The sequence below is a fragment of the Morganella morganii genome, assembly GCF_041099235.1.
GTDB lineage: Bacteria > Pseudomonadota > Gammaproteobacteria > Enterobacterales > Enterobacteriaceae > Morganella > Morganella morganii_E.
This window is the reverse complement of record NZ_JBFZSO010000001.1, coordinates 591,872-611,167: the sequence shown is the minus strand read 5'-3', so window position 1 is coordinate 611,167 and position 19,296 is coordinate 591,872. Positions and strand designations below refer to the sequence as shown.

The 19,296-nt window shown below is 51.4% G+C and carries 16 protein-coding genes; 12 read left to right on the top strand and 4 right to left on the bottom strand.

The genetic code is table 11. The features are described from left to right. Nucleotides 1–121 precede the first annotated feature (121 nt). Nucleotides 122–544: a nucleotide triphosphate diphosphatase NUDT15 gene (locus AB7038_RS03025; protein ID WP_072870413.1), complete on the bottom strand. Its 423-nt coding sequence runs from the start codon at nucleotides 542–544 to the stop codon at nucleotides 122–124. 238 nt (nucleotides 545–782) lie between these two features. Between AB7038_RS03025 and fruK the strand changes: the two genes are divergently transcribed. Continuing rightward, nucleotides 783–1,721: a 1-phosphofructokinase gene (fruK, locus tag AB7038_RS03020; RefSeq protein WP_036418649.1), complete on the top strand. Its 939-nt coding sequence runs from the start codon at nucleotides 783–785 to the stop codon at nucleotides 1,719–1,721. A 6-nt stretch (nucleotides 1,722–1,727) separates the two neighbouring features. Here the strand turns inward: fruK and nfo are convergent, their stop codons facing one another. Continuing rightward, the gene (nfo, locus tag AB7038_RS03015) at nucleotides 1,728–2,570 is read right to left on the bottom strand and encodes a deoxyribonuclease IV (protein ID WP_368888915.1); all 843 of its coding nucleotides are present in this window, start codon (nucleotides 2,568–2,570) and stop codon (nucleotides 1,728–1,730) included. A 109-nt stretch (nucleotides 2,571–2,679) separates the two neighbouring features. Next, on the bottom strand, nucleotides 2,680–3,768 hold the full coding sequence (locus AB7038_RS03010; protein WP_072870418.1) for a YeiH family protein: 1,089 nt from the start codon (nucleotides 3,766–3,768) through the stop codon (nucleotides 2,680–2,682). Between the two features lie 181 nt (nucleotides 3,769–3,949). Here AB7038_RS03010 and yieE point away from each other — a divergent pair, with 181 nt between their 5' ends. The 10 genes from yieE to AB7038_RS02960 all read left to right on the top strand — a co-directional run bounded on the left by yieE (nucleotide 3,950) and on the right by AB7038_RS02960 (nucleotide 17,191). Further along, nucleotides 3,950–4,816 carry a DNA-binding transcriptional regulator YeiE gene (yieE, locus tag AB7038_RS03005; protein ID WP_369452726.1) on the top strand — a complete coding sequence of 289 codons (867 nt, stop codon included), beginning with the start codon at nucleotides 3,950–3,952 and terminating at the stop codon, nucleotides 4,814–4,816. 187 nt (nucleotides 4,817–5,003) lie between these two features. After that, nucleotides 5,004–6,485, top strand: coding sequence for an amino acid permease (locus AB7038_RS03000; RefSeq protein WP_368888914.1), 1,482 nt, complete (start codon nucleotides 5,004–5,006; stop codon nucleotides 6,483–6,485). Nucleotides 6,486–6,828: 343 nt separating this feature from the next. Continuing rightward, nucleotides 6,829–7,920, top strand: a complete 1,092-nt coding sequence (locus AB7038_RS02995; RefSeq protein WP_439958093.1) for an ABC transporter substrate-binding protein — start codon at nucleotides 6,829–6,831, stop codon at nucleotides 7,918–7,920. Between the two features lie 28 nt (nucleotides 7,921–7,948). Beyond that, nucleotides 7,949–9,046: a FecCD family ABC transporter permease gene (locus AB7038_RS02990; RefSeq protein ID WP_004238048.1), complete on the top strand. Its 1,098-nt coding sequence runs from the start codon at nucleotides 7,949–7,951 to the stop codon at nucleotides 9,044–9,046. A 1-nt stretch (nucleotide 9,047) separates the two neighbouring features. Then, on the top strand, nucleotides 9,048–9,866 hold the full coding sequence (locus tag AB7038_RS02985; RefSeq protein ID WP_072870430.1) for an ABC transporter ATP-binding protein: 819 nt from the start codon (nucleotides 9,048–9,050) through the stop codon (nucleotides 9,864–9,866). A 277-nt stretch (nucleotides 9,867–10,143) separates the two neighbouring features. Next, complete coding sequence (locus AB7038_RS02980) at nucleotides 10,144–12,108, top strand: ligand-gated channel protein (RefSeq protein WP_369452725.1); 1,965 nt, start codon at nucleotides 10,144–10,146, stop codon at nucleotides 12,106–12,108. A 582-nt stretch (nucleotides 12,109–12,690) separates the two neighbouring features. Then, nucleotides 12,691–14,070: an APC family permease gene (locus AB7038_RS02975; protein ID WP_004240658.1), complete on the top strand. Its 1,380-nt coding sequence runs from the start codon at nucleotides 12,691–12,693 to the stop codon at nucleotides 14,068–14,070. 123 nt (nucleotides 14,071–14,193) lie between these two features. Next, nucleotides 14,194–14,979, top strand: a complete 786-nt coding sequence (locus tag AB7038_RS02970) for a sulfite exporter TauE/SafE family protein (RefSeq protein ID WP_024473441.1) — start codon at nucleotides 14,194–14,196, stop codon at nucleotides 14,977–14,979. A gap of 112 nt (nucleotides 14,980–15,091) precedes the next feature. After that, nucleotides 15,092–16,837 carry a D-lactate dehydrogenase gene (dld, locus tag AB7038_RS02965; protein WP_369452724.1) on the top strand — a complete coding sequence of 582 codons (1,746 nt, stop codon included), beginning with the start codon at nucleotides 15,092–15,094 and terminating at the stop codon, nucleotides 16,835–16,837. Nucleotides 16,838–16,894: 57 nt separating this feature from the next. Continuing rightward, nucleotides 16,895–17,191 carry a hypothetical protein gene (locus AB7038_RS02960; protein ID WP_247709340.1) on the top strand — a complete coding sequence of 99 codons (297 nt, stop codon included), beginning with the start codon at nucleotides 16,895–16,897 and terminating at the stop codon, nucleotides 17,189–17,191. A gap of 40 nt (nucleotides 17,192–17,231) precedes the next feature. Here AB7038_RS02960 and sbcB read toward each other — a convergent pair whose 3' ends face one another. Next, on the bottom strand, nucleotides 17,232–18,650 hold the full coding sequence (gene sbcB, locus AB7038_RS02955; protein WP_369452723.1) for an exodeoxyribonuclease I: 1,419 nt from the start codon (nucleotides 18,648–18,650) through the stop codon (nucleotides 17,232–17,234). Between the two features lie 277 nt (nucleotides 18,651–18,927). On the opposite strand from sbcB, the gene tmaR reads away from it, so the two are divergent. After that, nucleotides 18,928–19,254: a PTS system regulator TmaR gene (gene tmaR / locus AB7038_RS02950; RefSeq protein ID WP_015422834.1), complete on the top strand. Its 327-nt coding sequence runs from the start codon at nucleotides 18,928–18,930 to the stop codon at nucleotides 19,252–19,254. The last annotated feature ends 42 nt before the right edge of the window (nucleotides 19,255–19,296 follow it).

Genomic DNA, 19,296 nt, shown 5'->3' with positions numbered 1-19,296 from the left:
GATGATACGGCGGCAAAAAAAGGTTGTAAAGCAGATAAACTGATAAATCCGCGTAATTGTGTGTGATTGGGTGATAAATGAGCAATTGCCGCCCCGGTATTCAGGTGCGGCATGTAACGGATTATTTTGTCAGATAAAACTGACCGGTCTGCCACAGATGAATGGCGTTGCGGCTGGCTTCAAAATGCGGTTCCGGCAGATTGTCCGGAGAGCACCAGATAATACCGTCAAATTTATCCGGCTCCTGAATCACCGGCAGAGTATCGCTGTCATACTGTGCCAGCAGGCAGACAGATACGGTGTGCTTTCCTTCCGCCTGATAGGTTTCCAGGTTATTGCACAGCCCGATAACTTTCGGATCAGTAAGGGTAATGCCGATTTCTTCCTGAATTTCACGGATGGCACAGGCTTCAAAGGTTTCACCGGGGTCAACATGTCCCCCGAAAATGGACCAGTATGGCGCATGTTTGCCGCTGCGTTTACCCAGCAGCACTTCACCTTTGCTGTTGACAATAACCACCCCGGTACCGACGACGACTGACATTATTTTTTCCTTCTTTTTAATCAGATTGCGGGCGCTATGGTACACTGCTGCCCGCCGGAGTGACAGCCTGTCTGTTTTTGACAATATCTTCCTGCAAAATGAATGATTCAGAGCATAGAATATCTGCCTGTCTGTGTTATAACTGAAACGATTCAAAAGCAGCTGTTGTATCATGCTGCATAATATTACTAATGATTATAACCCGTTAGCCAAAAATAACAGAGGGAGCACCCGGCTGATGACCCGTCGAGTAGCCACAATTACCTTAAATCCGGCCTATGACCTTGTGGGGATGTGTCCGTCCCTTGTCCCGGGCGAGGTGAACCGTGTCAGAACGGTAGGGTTACATCCTGCGGGAAAAGGCATTAATGTCGCCAAAGTCCTGAGAGATCTCGGGGTGGATGTGACTGTCAGCGGCTTTCTGGGGAAAGATAATCAGGAAGAATTCCAGCATTTTTTCAGTGAAAACGGGCTGGCAAACCGCTTCCATGTGATCCCGGGACGCACCCGGATCAACGTGAAACTGACCGAAAACAGCGGCTCGGTGACGGATCTGAATTTTTCCGGTTTCCGTATCACCGAAAGCGAATGGCAGAAGTTTATGGCCGATTCGCTGACCTGGCTCGGGCAGTTCGATATGGTAGTCGTCAGCGGCAGCCTGCCGGAAGGTGTTGATCCGGCGTGGTTTACCACCTGGATGAGCCGTCTGCGCCAGTTGTGCCCGTGCATTATTTTTGACAGCAGCCGTGAAGCGCTGGTGGCCGGTCTGAAAGCCACGCCGTGGCTGGTGAAGCCCAACCGTCATGAGCTTGAGATCTGGGCGGGGAAACCGCTGCCGGAACTGAAAGATGTGATTAACGCCGCCCATGCCCTGCGTGATAAAGGCATTGCTCATGTGGTGATTTCGCTGGGGCAGGAAGGGGCGCTGTGGGTGAATGCCTCCGGTGCCTGGCGTGCACTGCCGCCGCATTGTGAGGTGGTGAGTACTGTCGGGGCGGGGGATTCGATGGTCGGCGGCCTGGTATACGGCCTGCTGATGAGTCAGAGCAGCGAACACACGCTGCGGATGGCCACTGCAGTATCTGCACTGGCCGTGAGCCAGCCCGGCGTCGGTGTCCGTGACCGCGCCGAACTGGCAGCAATGATGGCAAAAATCAAACTCAGCCCGGTGGTATAACCCGGGTTATTTCTCCAGCGATTTCAGCCAGGCAATTTCCTGCGCCCAGATATCGGGATTTACGGTTTCCAGCACCATCGGGATGCCGTCGAACCGTTTATCTTTCATAATAAACTCAAACGGCGCATTGCCGATTTTACCCTGACCGAGACTGTCGTGACGGTCAACGCGGCTGGCGAACTCACTTTTTGCATCATTCAGGTGCATGCCCTTCAGATACTCAAACCCGACAATGCTTTCAAAATCCGCAAACGTTGCCTTGCAGGTTTCCGGTGTCCGCAGATCATAGCCGGCGGCAAACGCATGACAAGTATCGATACAGACACCAACGCGGGATTTATCTTCCACATCGTCAATAATGGCGGCCAGTTGCTCAAAGCGGAAGCCGAGGTTGCTGCCCTGTCCGGCGGTATTTTCAATAACGGCAATCACACCGCGGGTTTTATCCAGCGCGATATTAATGGATTCTGCGATCCGCGCCAGACAGGCTTTCTCCTCAATCTTATTGAGGTGGCTGCCGGGATGGAAATTCAGACGGTCGATCCCGAGCTGTTCGCAGCGCTGCAATTCATCAAGAAACGCCTCGCGGGATTTTTCCAGTGCTTCCGTTTCCGGATGGCCGAGGTTAATCAGATAGCTGTCGTGGGGCAGGATCTGTCCGTGGCCGTAGCCGTATTTTTTGCAGTTGGCCTTAAAGGCGGCGATGACGTTTTCAGGCAGGGGGGCGGCTTTCCACTGGCGCTGGTTTTTGGTGAACAGGGCAAAGGCTGTGGCGCCGAGTTCATGCGCACGGATAACCGCCTGATCAACACCACCGGCGGCGCTGACGTGTGCTCCGACATATTTCATTGGTTTTTCTCCTTCTTTGTACCGATTATGGCATAAGGAACCGGAGAATGCAGTGACAGGATATCCCGGTCGCACAACCGGGATATCACTGAAAGAAAGGGAGGGATGATCAGCCGGTGATCAGCGGGATAAGCAGGTTAATCGCGGCACCGCCGCCAATCAGCCAGCCGAACAGCACCAGCGCCATCAGCATCGGCTTGATACCGGCCTGGCGGATAGCACTGACGTGAGTGGTCAGGCCGAGTGCCACCATTGCCATGGCCAGCAGAATGGTATCGAGCACAATAATCTGGCGGACAATAATTTCCGGGATCAGATGGAAGGAGTTAAATCCGGCCACCAGAATAAAGAAGACGGCAAACCACGGAATGGTGATTTTGGATTTTTCCTTCGCCGCGCCCCCGGCACTGCTTTTCTGACGGCTCAGATACTGAGACAGGATCAGCAGGAACGGTGCCAGCATCATCACGCGGATCATTTTACTGATCACGGCACTGTTTTCCGCATCCGGGCTGATGGTGTGACCAATCGCCACCACTTGTGCCACTTCATGCACGGAAGACCCGGCATACACCCCGAAACTCATGTCGTTGAACGGCAGCCAGCCCAGCGCGGCATTGAGATGGAACAGCCACGGGTACAGGAAAATGCCGATGGTGCCGAAAATCACCACCGTAGAGACCGCAACCGCTACTTTACTTGCCGGGGCTTTAACCACCGGCTCAGTGGCCATCACCGCAGCCGCACCGCAGATACTGCTGCCGGCACCAATCAGAATGACGGTTTCTCTGTCCAGCCCGAACCATTTACGGCCGATATACATGGCGATCAGGAAAGTACTGGTCAGCATTACGGCATCAATAATCACGCCGCTGATCCCGACATCGGCAATCTGCTGAAATGTCAGACGGAAGCCGTACAGGATGATCCCCGCCCGTAAAAAATAGTGTTTGGCAAAACCGACCCCGGCTTCGCACTGCGGTTTGATATGCGGGTAAACGGTATTACCGGCAATAATCCCCAGCAGAATAGCCAGTGTCAGTGCGCCCAGCCCGAGGTTGATAAACCAGGGCATTTCCCCGAGCAGCATCGAGGCAGTGGTCAGAATCCCTGCCAGGACAAAGCCCGGAAGCAGTCTCAGCCACATCGGTTTTGCTGTATGGCGGGCTTTTTCAGATTTGATATGACTTTCAGACATAAGTAACTCACAAAAAGGAATAACGATGTGCAAAGCATAGCGGAAAGCGTAATATTTTTAAAATTCATAATAATTCTATAATCAACCTAAAAATCAGGTTAGCGGTAATGGCAATGTTAAATTATAAGTATAATGTTAATATGATGATAATAATCGGAATGAAATAAGGGAGCGCTTTGCCATGCGCATCACACTGAGACAGCTCGAAGTCTTTACAGAAGTTCAGAAGTCCGGTTCGACGACACAAGCTTCCCAGCAGTTAGCGCTTTCACAGTCCGCCGTGAGTGCCTCTCTGACAGATCTGGAAAATCAGCTGAATGTTCAGTTATTTGACCGGGTCGGTAAACGGCTGGTGACCAATGAGCACGGGCGGCTGCTGTATCCGAAAGCCATTGCCCTGCTCGAGCAGGCCGGTGAAATTGAACAGCTGTTTAAATCCGATGCGGGGGCATTGCGTTTTGCGGCCAGTACCACCATCGGCAACTATATGCTGCCGGAAATGCTGGGAGCATACCGTGCGGTGCATGAAAATACACAGGTTGAATTATTTATCGCCAATACTGAGGAAGTGATTAAAGCCGTACTGGAGTTCCGCGCGGATATGGGGCTTATCGAAGGGGTCTGCCATTCGCCGGAACTGATTACCGAACCCTGGCTGGAAGATGAACTGGTGATTTTCTGCAGTCCGGATAATCCGCTCAGTCAGAAAAACAATCTCACTCTGTCTGATCTGAAAGATGTGGCCTGGGTTCTGCGTGAGCGCGGCTCGGGTACGCGGGAAGTGCTGGATCAGATCCTCTTTAACCGTCTGCCGGGTTTCCGCGTGGAAATGGAGCTGGGGAATTCCGAGGCCGTCAAACACGCGGTACGCTTCGGGCGCGGGGTCAGTTGTCTGTCGCGGCGGGTGATTGCCGAACAGCTGAGTAACGGGCTGCTGTCAGAGGTGAAGATTGCCGGGCTTACCCTCAACCGCGCACTGTTCCGGATTTATCACCGCCAGAAACACATCTCCAACGCCCTCAATACCTTCCTGACCTATTGCCGCTGACGCGGCATCTGTTTCTTCTGCCGCCGGTTTCCGGCGGGCAGCTGAGGCAATTATAAGCCGGGTGCTTATAATTCCGCTGCGATTATGCAGGTATCTTATAATGCCGCATATTTGCTGGGTACTACCCCGGGATTTCGCTACAATCACGCTCAGTGGATGAAAAATAACTACATGAAACAGGATTGTAATGTCTCAGCAAGCAAATCAAACCGCGGGTGAACAACCGCAGACACTGCGCCGTGAATTAAAAGCGCGCCATCTGGCGATGATTGCCATCGGCGGATCTATCGGCACGGGGCTGTTTGTCGCTTCCGGTGCCACTGTTGCCCAGGCCGGTCCCGGCGGGGCGCTGTTAACCTATGCCATTATCGGCCTGATGGTCTATTTCCTGATGACCAGCCTCGGCGAACTCGCGGCCTATATGCCGGTATCGGGTTCATTTGCCACCTACGGTGCCAAATATGTGGATGAAGGTTTCGGTTTCGCACTGGGCTGGAACTACTGGTACAACTGGGCGGTGACTATCGCGGTTGACCTGGTGGCAGCACAACTGGTGATGACCTACTGGTTCCCGGCGGATCAGATCCCGGGCTGGGTCTGGAGTGCGGCGTTCCTGGCTATTATGTTCCTGCTTAACTTTATTTCTGTAAAAGGATTCGGTGAGGCGGAATACTGGTTCTCCTTAATTAAGGTCAGTACCGTTATCCTGTTTATTATTGTCGGCGTGATGATGATCACCGGCATTATGAAAGGCGGGGAAGGCGCGGGCTGGCACAACTGGACTGTCGGTGAGGCACCGTTCAAAGGCGGGTTTGCCGCAATGATCGGGGTGGCGATGATTGTCGGCTTCTCCTTCCAGGGAACTGAGCTTATCGGTATCGCTGCCGGTGAATCAAAAGATCCGGCCAAAAATATTCCGAAAGCGGTGCGTAAGGTGTTCTGGCGTATCCTGCTGTTCTATGTGCTGGCGATTCTGGTGATCAGTCTGATTATCCCGTACACCGACCCGAACCTGCTGCGTAATGATGAAACCGATATCAGCGTCAGCCCGTTCACCCTGGTCTTTGAGCGTGCGGGTCTGCTCTCTGCCGCTGCGGTGATGAACGCAGTTATCCTGACAGCGGTACTGTCTGCGGGTAACTCCGGGATGTATGCCTCCACCCGTATGCTGTACACACTGGCAAAATCCGGCAAAGCACCGAAACTGTTTGCCAAATTGTCCAAAGGCGGTGTGCCGCGTAACGCGCTGATTGCCACGACGGTGATTGCGGCTCTCTGCTTCCTGACATCGATGTTCGGCAACCAGTCCGTATATCTGTGGCTGCTGAATGCCTCGGGGATGACCGGCTTTATCGCCTGGCTGGGGATTGCCATCAGCCACTACCGTTTCCGCAGAGGCTATATCAAGCAGGGCTATGACCTGAACGATCTGCCGTACCGCTCCGGTTTCTTCCCGGTCGGCCCGATCTTCGCCTTTATTCTGTGTCTGACCATCACCCTCGGCCAGAACTATGAAGCCTTCCTGCAGGATCAGATTGACTGGGTGGGTGTGGTCGCGACGTATATCGGTCTGCCGCTGTTCTTCGCCATCTGGTTTGGTTACAAAATTGTTAAGCGTACTAAGTTTGTCCGCTACGGCGAAATGGACTTTCCGGCCAGCCATAAATAAGGTTGCGTGACCCGGTTTTGTGACATATCACGTAAATTGATAAAAAACCTGACGATCCCGGTCAGGTTTTTTTATGTTTGTCGTTACAGGCTTTGCGGGGGTATCCACGGGTTGAAACTGTGTTTATCCGTTAAGTCAGTCGTTTTACCTGTCAATAATGGATATTTCTTACTGATTATCTTTCGATATATCGCTATCACCTGATGATAACGAATATTGTAATGAGGAAGATAATTATTCCGTATTGATAAGAGTTCTTATTTGCTTTATTGTTAACGCCAATTTCTGACAGATAACAGGAGCCGGTAACGTGAAATTAGTATCTGTAGCAAAAGGGCTGACCATGAGCCTGGCAGCAGGGGCTGTTCTGATGAGCAGCGCAGCATGGGCAGAAACGGTGGTTGACGCCGCAGGGCGTACGGTGGAAGTGCCGGAAAAAGTGGAGCGCATTCTGTTAGGGGAAGGGCGTATGATCCACGCGGTGGCGCTGCTGGAGGGCGATAAGCCGCTGGCACGTATTGCCGGCTGGCAGGGTGACTTCCGTAAACTTGACCCGCAGTCCTATGCTGTCTACAAAGCTAAATTCCCGGAAATCGATAAGATCCCGCTGATCGGTAACACGACAGAAGACAGTGTCAGCGCAGAAAAAGTATTAACGCTCAATCCGGATGTGGCTATTTTCGGTCTGGCCGGTCACGGGCCGGGTAAAAACAGCGAGCTGGTCGGCCAACTGGAAAAGGCCGGTATCCCGGTTGTGTTTGTGGATTTCCGCAACGAGCCGCTGAAAAATACCCTGCCGGGCATGCGTGTGCTGGGTAAAGTGCTGCACCGCGAAGAAAAAGCCAAAGCCTTTGAAGATTTCTATCAGAAGCAGATGAAGTTAGTCACTGACGTGACAGACAAAATACCGGAAGAGAAAAAACCGACCGTATTTATCGATCTGCGCGCCGGGGCATTCCCTGACTGCTGCGGTACTGCCGGTAACGGTAACCTCGGTAACTTTATCGATCTGGCGGGCGGTAAAAATATCGCCAAAGAGGTTCTGCCGACACCACTGGGTACTATGAACCTGGAAAAAGTGATTGCGGCGGATCCGGATATTTATCTGGTCAGCGGTGCGAAAGCCCCGGGCAGCACCGATGCGGGTGTTCAGCTGGGTGCGCAGGCAACAGAAGCGGATGCCAAAGCCAGCCTGAAAGCCATTACTGAGCGTAAGGGTATTAATACGCTGACCGCAGTGAAAGAAGGGCGTGACTATGCTATCTGGCACAACTATTATAACTCACCTTATAACGTGATTGCCGCGCAGGCCTTTGCCAAGTGGTTCTATCCGGAGCAGTTTAAAGATCTGGATCCGAAGAAAACCATGGATGAAATGTACAGTCAGTTCCTGGCTGTCGAACCAACCGGCACATACTGGGTCAGCGGTAAATAATTTTAAGTAGTCAGCAGGTATTTGAATAATGAGTATTACCACAGAAGCAATGCTACAGACGAAGCCGGAACAGGCAGGCAGTGAATTAAGCTGTGATGTGAAATCACATTACCGGCGTGTACTGCGCAGGCGGCTGATGTGGATGTTTGCGGTGGTTGCGGTAATACTCTGTACCGTGGTGCTCGATTTCACCATGGGGCCGTCCGGGCTGACCCTTGATGCACTCTGGCAGACCCTGGTGTCGCCGGAAAGTGTATCAGCGGGCACCCGTGTGATTGTCTGGGAAATACGTCTGCCGTATGCCCTGATGGCCGTGGTGGTCGGTATGTCTCTCGGCCTTGCCGGGGCAGAGATGCAGACCATCCTCAATAACCCGCTGGCGAGTCCGTTTACCCTCGGCGTCTCCAACGCCGCATCGTTTGGTGCGGCGCTGGCGATAGTCCTCGGGATTGGTATTCCCGGCGTACCGGATCAGTGGTTTGTCTCCGCGAACGCCTTTATTTTTGCCCTGTTTTCCGCGCTGATGCTCGACGGCATCACCCGCTGGACACGTGTGGCAACCTCCGGTGTGGTGTTATTCGGTATCGCAATGGTCTTTACCTTTAACGCGCTGGTTTCCATGATGCAGTTTATCGCCACGGAAGACACCTTGCAGGGGCTGGTTTTCTGGACGATGGGCAGCCTGGCGCGCGCCACCTGGGTGAAGCTGGGTGTGATGACGCTGGCCTTTGCCATTCTGCTGCCGATCTCCATGAGTAACTCGTGGAAGCTGACCGCACTTCGCCTCGGTGAAGATCGCGCTGTCAGTTTTGGTATTAACGTGCGCCGTCTGCGTCTCGGTACGCTGCTGCGCATCAGTATTCTGACCGCGCTGGCGGTGGCTTTTGTCGGCCCGATTGCTTTTATCGGTCTGGTCGCGCCGCACATTGCCCGCATGATGTTCGGTGAGGATCACCGTTTCTATCTGCCGGCGAGTGCATTAATCGGGGCGCTGGTACTGTCGATGGCATCCATTGCCTCGAAAAACCTGATCCCGGGCGTGATTATTCCGGTTGGTATTGTGACATCACTGGTAGGTGTGCCGTTCTTCCTGAGCATGATCCTGCGTCATAAAGGGAGCATGTAAGATGGACTTGAATGCAATGTCTGCTCAGAGCGGGTTAGAGATTAAACACTTCAATGCCGGTTATCCGAAACGGAAAATCATTGAAGACCTGAATGTTGAACCTCTGCCGCGCGGTAAAATCACCGTGCTGCTCGGGCCGAACGGCAGCGGGAAATCGACCCTGCTGCGCTCCCTGGCCGGGCTGAACAAGGCGGAGGGGCAGTTACTGCTCGACGGTCATGACCTGACGCGGATGAATTTTGCCGAACGTGCAAAGCAGGTGGTTTATCTGCCGCAGACACTGCCTGCAGGAGTACACCTGCATGTGCTGGAATCCGTGATTGTTGCACAACGGGCATCCGGCGGCGTTTCTGACCGCGACAGTGAGCAGGAAGTGATGTCTCTGCTGTCACAATTAGGAATTGAACATCTGGCGCTGAATTATCTGGATCAGTTATCCGGCGGTCAGAAACAATTAGTCGGGCTGGCGCAATCATTAATCCGTCAGCCGACTCTGTTATTACTGGATGAGCCGTTAAGTGCGCTGGATTTAAATTATCAGTATCACGTAATGGATTTGGTGCGCCGTGAAACTCAGCGCCGGAATATTATTACTGTGGTGGTTGTGCACGATATTAATATCGCACTGCGTCACGGCGATCATATATTAATGCTGAAAGACGGAAATTTAATTGCGGAAGGTGACCCGGAAGCGGTTATTACGCCGGACAGCCTGGCAACCGTTTATGGTGTGCGCGGCCGTATTGAGCACTGCTCACAGTCTGTACCGCATGTTGTGATTGATGGTCTGGTGCCGCGCGCGGTTGCGACACTGGCATAATTAAACCGGTTTATATTACATATTCTTTTTTATTCTCTGCGGAATATATTTCCGCAGAGGGTGATTATCTGCATACCGCATACATTTTTATGCGCTGATAACACATTGTTTTCTGTATAGTTATAACTTATAAAAAATAGCCTTATAAAAGGTAATAATAAAATAATGGCGGATGCCTGCAATGGCAGGGTCATTATTATTTAAAAAAAGGGATATAAATCCCTGAGAGCGAATGTCGATTGTCCATAAATATATTATCTCTTGGAGAATCAAAAGAATGGTTATTTTTTCAAAACGAAAAGTGGCGGTATGTGTTATGGCAGCACTCGCCGCTCAGGTGATGGCTGCTCAGGCTGCAAATAAAGAAGACGTGATTGTGGTTACCACCGCATCCGGCTTCCAGCAGAAAATTGAGGATGCTGCGGCGACTATCTCCGTTGTTTCACGCGAACAGCTGGAAGATAAAGCCTACCGTGATGTGACAGATGCCCTGAAAGATGTGCCGGGCGTTGTGGTTACCGGCGGCGGCAGTTCTTCTGATATCAGTATCCGCGGGATGGACCCGAAATACACTATGATCCTCGTGGACGGGAAACGGGTCGCCAGCCGCGAAACGCGCCCTAATAGTGATAACTCCGGTATTGAACAGGGATGGTTGCCGCCGCTGACTGCGATTGACCGCATTGAAGTGGTGCGCGGGCCGATGTCGTCACTGTATGGTTCGGATGCCATGGGCGGGGTTATCAATATTATCACGCGGAAAGCGCAGGGTGAGTGGCACGCAAGTGTCCGTACCGATGCCACTATCACAGAAAGCAAAGACAGCGGTAACACCGGGCAGGGCAGCTTCTTCGCCGCCGGTCCGCTGGTGGATAATCTGCTGAGCATGAAAGTGAACGGCCAGTATTCTCATCGCGGGGAAGATAACTTTGCGAATGGCTTTAACCGCCAGATCATGACCAGCGGCGGCGGTACACTGACATTAACGCCGGATGAGCAGAACAGCATCGATTTTGATTTCAAAAAAGATAATCAGCATCGTGATTCCCGTCTCGGGAAAAGTGCCTCAGCGCGCAGTAAAGAAAGCAGCTTCAGTAAGTATGAAATGTCGCAGTATGCGATTACCCATGACGGTAACTATGACTGGGGCAGCATGAACAGCTATGTTCAGCGTAATGAAACCAAAAACCCGGGCCGTAATATGGAATATTACGATACCATCGCCCGTAATCAGACTGTTATGCCGCTCGGCGACCATATGCTGAGCTTCGGCGGTCAGTACCGTTTCGAAGAGCTGAAAGATCAGGGCAATAAATTAGCCGGCAATAAACTCGATCGCTACAGCTGGGCACTGTTCGCAGAGGATGACTGGGCGCTGACCAATGATTTCACCCTGACCGGCGGTCTGCGTATGGATAAGGATGAAAACTTCGGTACGCACTGGACGCCGCGTGTTTACGGCGTATGGCATCTGGATGAGAGCTGGACAGTGAAAGGGGGTGTTTCCACCGGTTACCGCTCACCGGATCTGCGTCAGGCAACGGCTTCATGGGGTCAGGTAACCGGCGGCGGTAGTCTGAACGGTGTTATTTTCGGTAACCCTGATCTGAAACCGGAGAAAAGTGTCACCGAAGAGATCAGTGTGCTGTGGAACAATCAGGATAACCTCAATATGAGCCTGACGGTCTTTAACACTGACTTTAAAGATAAGATCACCGAAATACGCCGCTGCGGTACAGGAACCAATATTATCTGTACGGAAAAAGATCCGGATAACAGAGATTACGATTTCATTAGTGATCGTATCAACGTCGATAAAGCCAATATGCGCGGTGTGGAAGCGATTATGAACTGGCAGATTGTCGAGTCTGTGGATCTGTCCGCGAACTATACCTTCACCGATTCCGAGCAGAAGAGTGGTGCTTTCAAAGGCAAAGCACTGAACAAAATGCCGAAACATATGGCTAACGCCACACTGAACTGGGATACCACGCAGGATATCAAAACCTGGAGCCGGATTAACTTCCGCGGCAAAACGTCTGATTATCTGTCCCGCACCAATATGGCAACAGGAACCGGCTCTTATGCCACGGTGGATATCGGCGGCAGTTATCAGCTGAATAAAGACCTGAACTTTGTGGCTGGGGTGTATAACGTGCTGGATCGCCGTATTAATAATGAAAACTACGGTGCCACACTCGATGGTCGTCGTTACAACATCGGCCTGAATTATAACTTCTGATGTAAACATCATTCATTATTATGTGTCGAAACGCGGCGTCCTTTTCCGGGCGCCGTGTTTTTTTATGACAGGCAGAGTGACTGAGAAATACACGATCAGCCGGATTTTTTAACGTTTCAGCTATAAATATTCAAAGTTTCATCACGGAAATTCTGCCGGTAAAGCGGTATGTAAAAAAATTACCGGATCAGGGCGAACAAAGCTTGAAATTTATGACTGAGGGGTGCAGAATGCGCCATCCAAAAAAATAACTGATGCATTTATACGCATCGGTTTTTTTTTTGCACTAAAATATTGTCACCGACAAAAAAAGGGGCCGATAGGCCGGATAACTGTTTACTGAATTACACCGGACGATAAACACCGGTATGAGGATGCGATAAATGGCGCAATTTTTCACTTTTGCACCTGTGCCAATCGGCGCTGGCTGCTGCAACGACGACTACGGAGCACGGCGCTCCTGCTCAGCACTCCAAACCCCTTCTTACTTCACTGCCTACAGGCAGATGCGAAGTCTTCCCGGTAACACGCCATCTGATAGTAGTATCAGTATGATTGTCGGTGTTACGGGAGGATTCGCTCATGTCGCATAATACTACCCTTGATATTGGCCTGAACCGTACAGCTGCCAATAACCGCGTACAACTCGCAAAAACACTTACCCTCGTTCAGGTTGTCATGATGGGGCTTGCGTACCTGCAGCCGATGACCATCTTTGATACGTTCGGGATTGTGTCCGAAATTACCAGCGGTCATGTTGCGACCTCTTATGCTATCGCACTGACAGCCATTCTTTTTACTGCGCTGAGTTACGGAAAACTGGTTAAACGGTTCCCGTCCGCAGGCTCGGCGTATACTTATGCCCAGAAATCCATGAGTCCGCATATCGGCTTTATGGTTGGCTGGTCATCGCTGCTGGACTACCTGTTCATGCCGATGATCAACATTCTGCTGGCAAAAATTTATCTTCAGGCAATCTTCCCTGACTGTCCGCCATGGATCTTCGTTGCGGGTCTGGTTTTCCTGATGACATTATTTAATCTGCGCGGCATCAATGTCGTGGCAAACCTCAATACCGGGATTGTACTGGTACAGGTTGCCGTGATGATTGTGTTTGTCGGTCTGCTGGTCCGTGGTGTGTCTGCGGGTGAAGGGGCGGGTACGCTGCTCTCCTTCCGTCCGTTTGCCTCCATTGATGCGGAACTGATCCCGATGATAAGCGGGGCGACCATACTGTGCTTCTCCTTCTTAGGATTTGACGGTATCAGCTCACTGTCAGAAGAAACACCGAATGCCGGGAAAGTGATCCCGAAAGCGATTTTCCTGACCGCACTGATTGGTGGTCTGATCTTTATCGCGGTGTCTTATTTCCTGCAGCTCTATTTCCCGGATGTGTCCCGTTTCAACAATCCGGAAGAGTCACAGCCTGAAATTATGTACATGGTGGCCGGTGCCTTCTTCCAGTCCATCATTCTGGTGTTCTCCTGCGTGACCGTACTGGCTTCCGGTATGGCGGCACAGGCAGGGGTATCCCGTCTGATGTATGTTATGGGCCGTGACGGCGTGTTCCCGGAGAAATTCTTCGGTTACGTGCATCCGAAATGGCGTACCCCGGCACTGAACGTGCTGCTGGTGGGTGTGCTGGCGCTGAGTGCAGTCTGGTTTGATCTGGTTACCGCGACCGCACTGATTAACTTCGGCGCACTGGTGGCGTTCACCTTCGTTAACCTGTCTGTGATTTCACAATTCTATATCCGCGAGCGCCGCAACAAGACGCTGGGCGACCAGATCAACTATCTGCTGCTGCCGATTATCGGTGCTGCGACAGTGACCGTGCTCTGGTTCAACCTCGATGCGAAATCGATGGAATTAGGACTGAGCTGGGGTGCACTGGGTCTGATCTATATGTTATGGCTGACCCGCCGCTTCCGCCGTCCGATGCCGCAGATGCCGGAACAGTAAGTCTTTAAGCAGTTATGTCGTGAAAACGGCGCACAGTTTGATTCTGTGCGCCGTTTTTTTATGTGTAATCGCGTATAGTAACCCGCTGAAAATATAGAAAATGATAATAATTAAGGGATGCAGATGTATATTGAGCACAGTCTGATGGCAGACTATTTTTATGCGGGACTGGCACTGCTGGTCATCGCCTCTTTTGTGGCCGGATATATTGATTCCATTGCCGGCGGCGCAGGGCTGATTCTGATCCCGGCCTTTATGCTGACCGGTTTGCCCCCGCATATGGCGCTGGGACAGGAAAAATTAGTGAGTTCTGTCGGTACGCTGGCGGCCATTTCTAATTTCATCAAAAACAAATCGGTTTACTGGCAGATAATTCCGGCCGGGATTATTTCATCATTCTTCGGGGCCTGGGTGGGCGCGAAAGCGATTATATATCTGCCGTCTGAAACGATTACCTATATTATTATCTGTATGCTGCCGATCGGCCTGCTGGCCGCCTTTTTTAAAGGCAAACTGGGTGGTGCGCAACAGGGCAGCGCCGTGCGCAAATCCGTATGGCTGGTCTTTTTCACCTGCTTTATTGTCGGTTTCTATGACGGCTTTTTCGGGCCGGGTACCGGCAGTATCTTTATTATTTGTCTGTTTCTGATCAATAACCTGGATTTACTGAAATCGTCCGCCACCTCGAAAATCTTTAACCTGGCATCAAATGTTGGCGGACTGGTCGCCTTTATTATGGCCGGGCATATCGCGTTCCTGCTCAGTATCCCGATGATCGCCGCCAGTCTGCTCGGGAATCACCTCGGCAGCCAGCATGCTATCCGCACCAACGGAGAAATTGTCCGTAAAATCCTGATCCTGACAGTCGGGATTATGATGGTGACGCTGCTGATCAACCTGTTCAGATAAGCCGGATTCGTGGTTAATCTGTTAAATTTGTTAAAAATAGTATTTGTATTATAAATAAAATAAGAGGCATAATTACTTAATGAACAATAAGTAATCTGAATCGGGGTAAAGTATGATCAACAATCAGCAACCTGACGGCGCACGTCTTATTCAGGCACTGACAGATATTGTCAGTCACAAACACATTTTAACAGAGCCGCGTAAGACGGAGCGATACCGCAAAGGCTTCCGTTCCGGAGAAGGCAGCGCGCTGGCGGTGGTGTTCCCGGGCACGCTGTATGAACTGTGGCAGGTGTTTAAAGCCGCTGTTGAAGCCAACAGAATTGTGATCATGCAGGCGGCTAATACCGGCCTGACTGAAGGCTCCACCCCGAGCGGGGATGATTATGACCGCGAAATTATCATTATCAGCACGCTGCGTCTGGATAAAATTCAGGTACTGACAAAACAGCAGCAGGTGGTGGCACTGCCGGGCAGCACCCTGTGGCATCTGGAAAAAGTGCTGAAACCGCTGGGCCGTGAGCCGCATTCCGTCATTGGTTCTTCCTGTATCGGGGCATCGGTGGTCGGCGGGATTTGTAATAACTCCGGCGGTTCGCTGGTGCAGCGCGGTCCTGCTTATACGGAACTGGCGCTGTACGGCCGCGTTAATGCGGACGGTACCGCAGAGCTGGTCAACCATCTGGGGATTGATTTGGGTTCAACCCCGGAAGAGATTCTGAATTGTCTGGAATACCGGCAGTATCAGGATGCGGATATTGAGGACACGGATAAGCCGGCCTCTGATCATGATTATCATCAGCGTATCCGTGATGTGGATGCGGACACCCCGTCCCGTTTCAACGCCGACGAACGCCGCCTGTTTGAAGCCTCCGGCTGTGCCGGTAAGCTGGTGGTGTTTGCGGTGCGCCTTGATACCTTCCCGTCTCAGGGAGAGAGCAAAGTTTTCTATATCGGCACCAATACGCCTTCGGTGCTGGAAGACATCCGCCGTCATATTCTTGCGGAGTTTGAGCATCTGCCGGTGGCCGGTGAATATATGCACCGCGAATGTTATGACATCGCAAAAGTGTACGGTAAAGACAGTTTCCTGACGATCGACAAGCTCGGCACCGAAAAAATGCCGAAACTGTTCACCATCAAAGGACGGATGGATGCCATCTTCAATAAAATTCCGCTGCTGCCGAAAAACCTGATTGACCGCACCATGCAGTTATTAAGCCATTTATGGCCAAACCATCTGCCGCGCCGGATGGAGGAGTACCGCGATAAATATGAGCATCACCTGATGCTGAAAATGGCCGGAGAGGGGATTGATGAAGCCCGCAACTGGCTGAGCAGTTTCTTTGACAATGCAGAAGGTGCTTTCTTTGAGTGTGATGCCAAAGAGGGGGCGGATGCTTTCCTGCACCGCTTTGTGGCCGCCGGTGCCGCCATCCGCTATCACGCAGTCAACAGCAGCAAAGTGGAGGATATCCTCGCACTGGATATTGCACTGCGCCGTAATGATCAGGCGTGGCTGGAAGTCCTGCCGCCGGAAATTGAGAGCAAACTGGTGCATAAACTCTACTACGGACATTTTTTATGCCACGTTTTCCATCAGGACTATATTGTGAAGAAAGGCGTGGATCCGCATGCGCTGAAAGAGGAAATGCTTGAAATCCTGAACACGCGCGGGGCGGAATATCCGGCAGAGCACAATGTCGGTCATCTGTATAAAGCCAAACCCCAGCTGAAAGCCTTCTATAAAGCCACCGATCCGACCAATACTCTGAACCCGGGACTGGGCAAAACCAGTAAGTTAAAATATTGGGGGGAAGGGCACGAAGGATGTGGCTGCGGAAAGTATAATCAGTAATGTTAATAAGGGATTAATTTTATTATAATCAGCTTTTCTCCCTGTTTATTGATGATTATGTTTAAAAGACTCAAAAATGCCTTCGGCAAAGCGGTTCAGGTCAAGTGCCATAAAGCAGAGGTGCTGCATAACCTCAGCACGGATGAGCGGGCGCTGATTGTGTATATCCTGAATGCCCGTGATGAAAATGTCAGTATCGGTATTAAGCACAGCAGTGCGGATTCGCTGATCACCAAAGGGGTGCTGAAAGAGCTGGGGCGGGATACAGAGAGCCGCACACGGCTGGTCTCTGTTTGTCCGAAGTACAGGGAATCCCTGTGCCGGGTATTCTATACCACGAATAAAGCGGGATGATTTCACCGCCGGGAGTCTCCCTCCCGGCGGTCTGTTCTGATTATTGCGCCAGGTGCTGCGCGTACTGTACCAGCTTCTTCAGTAATTCTGTCTTATTCGCATCATGCTGATATTCCTGCATCATTTCACCAATCTGCTCAAAATAACGGGTTAAATTATCCTGATTAAAGACCTCACGGCGATGGGCAAGCCAGCGCTGCTGCTCCTGTTCATCCAGTGTGCCGGGGAAATTCCGGGCACGGTAGCGGAACAGTAACTCCGGCAGGCGGGCATCCTGATAGCTCAGCGCCAGTGCCGGCAGATTTTTCGGATCTGTTTCGCGGATAATTGTCATGGCCGCTTTATCTGAATCACTGAAAAAACCCTGATAAATCATGCGATCCACATCATTCTGCGGCGGAAACTCACGCGGTTGTGCGAACATCGCCACGACTTTCTCGCGGATCTCCGGATGCTGATGCAGCAGTTCTGCATTACGGGCACAGAGGTCTTTATCCAGTCCGATTCGCTGTGCATCCTGAGGGCGCAGGGTATTTTCCGGTGCCAGGATCGGACATTTATTGATATGTACCAGTTTGAGCGGTACCGGAGATGCGCCTTCCGGCAGCTCATCACGGCGGGTGTACAGGTGTTCGCGCAGTGTATCTGCATCCAGTGTCAGCAGCGGGGTCAGGTCACCGGCGAGGTCACACATAATCACGGCATTGCGGTTATCCGGATGCCATGCCAGCGGAGCCACCAGGCTGGTATTGGCGCGGACAGCCCCGAACATTCCGGAGACATGCACCAGTGGTTTCATGGACGGAATATCAATCAGTGCCGCGAGTTTGCGCTTATCACGCAGACTGAAGAAATAATCGAACAGACGCGGCTGTGCACCCCGCAGTTGTTTTGCCATGGCGATAGTGGCGTATACGTCAGCCATCGCATCATGAGCATTTTCGTGGGCGATACCGTTGGCAGCGGTCAGATGCTCCAGTTTAAAGCTCGGCAGTCCCTCGTCATTTTCCGGCCAGTTTATGCCGTCCGGACGCAGCGCATAGCAGGCACGGGTGATATCGATCAGATCCCAGCGGGAATTGCGGTTCATCCAGCTGTAGGCATACGGGTCGTAAAAATTCCGGTAGAAAATATTACGGGTGACTTCATCATCAAAACGAATGCTGTTATAGCCGAGAATACAGGTGTCCGGCTGTGTAAAGGTGTCATGAATCAGCTTAGCAAACTGTGCCTCATTAACCCCTTTCTGCAATGCTTCCTGCGGCGTGATCCCGGTTATCATCACTGCAGCAGGCTGCGGCAGATAGTCATCCGCCGGGGCGCAGTAGGCGATCACCGGGTCGGCGATAATATTGAACTCACTGTCCGTGCGGACACCGGCAAACTGCGCCGGGCGGTCACCGGCAGGATCCTGTCCGAAGGTTTCGTAATCGTGAAAGAAAAATTGTGCTGAAGACACCGTATGGCCCGTTTTCTGATAAATGATGGGCTACAGGGTAGCAAATCGGGGAAAAAATACCAATTTCGCCGGTGAATGTTCCGGAGACAGGGACAGCAGGGTTTCAGCAGGAAATAACGGGATTTTGTGCGGAATTTGCATCTGCTGAAACAATTCCGCTCAGAAATACGCTACACTAAAGAAAACCGCAGAAAACCGGCGGAATTGCTTGTCGGCAGTCATGGTTAACCTGTATTGTTTAATGAATCACATTTCAGATATGACTAAGGGTAGAATAATGGACAACACAACCAAGCCTTCCTTTCACAATGTCCTGGAGTTCGTTCGTATGTTTCGCCGTAAAAACAAAATACTGCGTGAAATAACTGACAACGAAAAGAAAATTCGTGATAACCAGAAACGTGTACTGCTGCTTGATAACCTGAGTGAATACATCAAGCCGGGTATGTCCATTGAAGATATCCAGGCTATCATTGCCAATATGCGCAGTGACTACGAAGATCGTGTGGATGAGTACATTATCAAGAATGCGGATCTGTCAAAAGAGCGCCGTGAAATCTCCAGAGAACTCAAAGCGATGGGCGATATCAAAGATATTAAGTAATCGTATACACTGAACAGCAGAAACCGTGAATCGTGTATTCGC

Excerpts from the sequence above, each read along its gene's own strand:
- tmaR (WP_015422834.1), top strand. The coding sequence starts at position 18,928 with ATGGACAACACAACCAAGCCTTCCTTTCACAATGTCCTGGAGTTCGTT.
- AB7038_RS02990 (WP_004238048.1), top strand. The coding sequence starts at position 7,949 with ATGAGTATTACCACAGAAGCAATGCTACAGACGAAGCCGGAACAGGCA.
- AB7038_RS02980 (WP_369452725.1), top strand. The coding sequence starts at position 10,144 with ATGGTTATTTTTTCAAAACGAAAAGTGGCGGTATGTGTTATGGCAGCA.
- AB7038_RS02970 (WP_024473441.1), top strand. The coding sequence starts at position 14,194 with ATGTATATTGAGCACAGTCTGATGGCAGACTATTTTTATGCGGGACTG.
- fruK (WP_036418649.1), top strand. The coding sequence starts at position 783 with ATGACCCGTCGAGTAGCCACAATTACCTTAAATCCGGCCTATGACCTT.
- AB7038_RS03000 (WP_368888914.1), top strand. The coding sequence starts at position 5,004 with ATGTCTCAGCAAGCAAATCAAACCGCGGGTGAACAACCGCAGACACTG.
- AB7038_RS02975 (WP_004240658.1), top strand. The coding sequence starts at position 12,691 with ATGTCGCATAATACTACCCTTGATATTGGCCTGAACCGTACAGCTGCC.
- AB7038_RS02985 (WP_072870430.1), top strand. The coding sequence starts at position 9,048 with ATGGACTTGAATGCAATGTCTGCTCAGAGCGGGTTAGAGATTAAACAC.
- nfo (WP_368888915.1), bottom strand. The coding sequence starts at position 2,570 with ATGAAATATGTCGGAGCACACGTCAGCGCCGCCGGTGGTGTTGATCAG.
- AB7038_RS03025 (WP_072870413.1), bottom strand. The coding sequence starts at position 544 with ATGTCAGTCGTCGTCGGTACCGGGGTGGTTATTGTCAACAGCAAAGGT.
- yieE (WP_369452726.1), top strand. The coding sequence starts at position 3,950 with ATGCGCATCACACTGAGACAGCTCGAAGTCTTTACAGAAGTTCAGAAG.
- AB7038_RS03010 (WP_072870418.1), bottom strand. The coding sequence starts at position 3,768 with ATGTCTGAAAGTCATATCAAATCTGAAAAAGCCCGCCATACAGCAAAA.
- AB7038_RS02995 (WP_439958093.1), top strand. The coding sequence starts at position 6,829 with ATGAGCCTGGCAGCAGGGGCTGTTCTGATGAGCAGCGCAGCATGGGCA.
- AB7038_RS02960 (WP_247709340.1), top strand. The coding sequence starts at position 16,895 with ATGTTTAAAAGACTCAAAAATGCCTTCGGCAAAGCGGTTCAGGTCAAG.
- dld (WP_369452724.1), top strand. The coding sequence starts at position 15,092 with ATGATCAACAATCAGCAACCTGACGGCGCACGTCTTATTCAGGCACTG.